Raw genomic sequence first — 2,324 nt, 5'->3', positions numbered from 1 at the left:
TGCTTGATCAGCGTCAGCAGCGCGCGCTCGTTCTCGCTGAGCGGCCGGTTCGGGCCGATCCGCTCCGCCAGCCACTTCGCTTCGCCGGCGTCGACCGTCTCGGCACGGCGGGCAAGCGCCTCGGCGGCCCGGTTCCTGGCTTCCCATTCGGCCTCGATATCGCCGGGAGAATGATAGGCTTCGAGGACCGCGGCGAATCCGCCCGACACCATCCGGCTGAAGAACCCACCGAGCGCCGGGCCTGCCTCGTCAAGGAAGTTTTCATGGCGCAGCGCCGCTTCGCGCGTCGGCGGCTCGTAGCCGGCCGAGCACATGACATAGTTGGCGATCGCCTTGACGAAGAGCTCGTTCCAGGACGGATCATTGTCTGCGGCCGCCGTTCGGTCATTGATCCTGAACAGCACCTCTGCCTCGGCCTTGGTAATGGCGATGTTGCCGTCGCCGCCAAAGGCATGGAGGATGCGGTGCAGGAGATCGACCTCGGCCTTGGCGATCAAGCCCGGAACCAGCTCGCCGCCGATCATCAACGGCCCCTTGCCGTCGATCACCGCATGCGCGACCTGCTCCAGCGCGTAGGCCGAAAGCTGGCCGGGCGAGGATTTGGCTTCCTCCAGCACATGCACCAGCAGCTCGAGTTCCGTGCGGCTGTCGACCATGCCGTCACGCGAGACGGTGCGGACCAGCCAGTCGGCATTCTCCTCCGAGATATAGCCTTCCGGCTTTTCCTGGTGGACGATGTAGTCGGTCACCGCCTCGACGAAGAACGGTGCCCATTCGCCGCATTTGTCACGCGCCGTCTGGTCGAGCGCGAACAGCGCCTCCGCCTCGCCCCGCGTCACCACGCCGTCGGCGAATACCTCGCGCCGCAGCATTGCCACGTCCTCGGCCGTGATCTTGTTCTTCGACGTCAGCCCCGCCACCGGACCGCTCATGATCAATTCGCCCATCTGCCGTCCCTGCCCGTCGCCTTTTGCCGGCGTTATCCCGTCAGGTTTATCAGCGGTGTCTTGAGAAACCGGCAAATGGTGTGGTTAGCGAAGCCTTGCCGGCCGCGCCTTGTTGAGATTCACGTCAGGCCGGCCTCACCTGAATATCGGCGCACCTTTGATGTCGCTGGGAGGTGACAAGGTGTCGCCAACGAGCTATGGATGGCGCGTCGGGGGCTCGGTTTGTGAGTCCCACCTGTTTGCGGGAGAGAGCAGCGCAAGCTGTCGCCGAAGGGGAAATCGCCCGAAATCTCTCAGGCAAAAGAACCGTTGACGGGAAAGACAACTCTGGAAAGTCGGGGCCTGGCCCCGCGCCGAAGGTGTAAGCGCTGCCGACAGAGTTACGGGGCGCGAGTCTCTCAGGCTTCAGACAGAGGGGCACGGAACAGGCCGCCAATGGCGGTCGATTGCGTGCGACTCTGGAGAAGACATGACAGGCGAAGACACCAGGCACCTACCCCTCGAGGATTTGCATCAGGCCGCGGGCGCGCGCTTCGGCGCTTTTGCCGGCTGGTCGATGCCGCTCACCTATCCGCCCGGCGTGATGAAGGAGCACCTGCACACGCGCGAGCATGCCGGGCTGTTCGACATCTCGCATATGAAGCTGTTCGAAGTCGACGGTCCGGGCGCCGCGGCGCTGTTGAACCGGGCCTGCCCGCTTGATGCCGGCGCGCTGGACATCTCGCAGTCCAAATACACCTTTTTCCTCAACGAGGCTGCCGGCATTATCGACGACCTGATCGTCACGCGCCTTGGCGACGACCGGTTCATGGTCGTGGCCAATGCCGGCAACGCCATCGAGGACGAGAAGCATCTGCGCACGCTCTCCGCCGATTTCGACGCCACGGTCGAGCCGCTCGACCGCGTCTTCCTGGCGATTCAGGGTCCGGATGCCTGGGTGGCTTTGGCACGGGCCGGCATCGAGACCGGCTCGCTGCTCTTCATGCATGGCATCGAGCCGCGCCAGAACTGGTTCATGAGCCGGTCCGGCTACACCGGCGAGGACGGTTTCGAGGTTGGCCTGCCGGAGAAGGACGCGCGGGATTTGGTCGCCAAACTCCTGGAAGACGAGCGCGTGCAATGGATCGGCCTTGCCGCCCGCGACAGCCTGCGCCTCGAGGCCGGGCTCTGCCTGCATGGCCAGGACCTGACGCCCGGGATCGACCCGGCAAGCGCCGGCCTGATGTGGGCGATCCCCAAGGAAGTCCGCGCCGCCCATTTCATCGGCGCCGACGCGCTGCGCTCGATCCTCGATCGCGGGCCGTCGCAGAAACGCGTCGGCCTGAAGCCCGACGGGCGCCAGCCGGTGCGCGCGGGCGCGACGCTCGTCGATGCCGG

At 65.5% G+C, this 2,324-nt stretch carries 2 protein-coding genes and 1 riboswitch; of the genes, one reads left to right on the top strand and one right to left on the bottom strand.

Annotated elements, in window-relative coordinates; genetic code table 11:
- On the bottom strand, nucleotides 1-947 hold a 947-nt coding region (locus EOA24_RS34700; protein ID WP_127410631.1), incomplete at its 3' end, for a hypothetical protein.
- 232 nt (nucleotides 948-1,179) lie between these two features.
- A riboswitch (glycine riboswitch) is annotated at nucleotides 1,180-1,266 on the top strand.
- A gap of 150 nt (nucleotides 1,267-1,416) precedes the next feature.
- On the opposite strand from EOA24_RS34700, the gene EOA24_RS34695 reads away from it, so the two are divergent.
- Nucleotides 1,417-2,324: glycine cleavage system aminomethyltransferase T (locus EOA24_RS34695; protein WP_127410630.1), on the top strand; the 908-nt coding region annotated here is incomplete at its 3' end.

The organism is Mesorhizobium sp. M2A.F.Ca.ET.039.01.1.1, from assembly GCF_003998035.1.
GTDB lineage: Bacteria > Pseudomonadota > Alphaproteobacteria > Rhizobiales > Rhizobiaceae > Mesorhizobium.
Note: the sequence above shows the minus strand (reverse complement) of the source record. Positions and strands in the feature narration are given on the sequence as shown.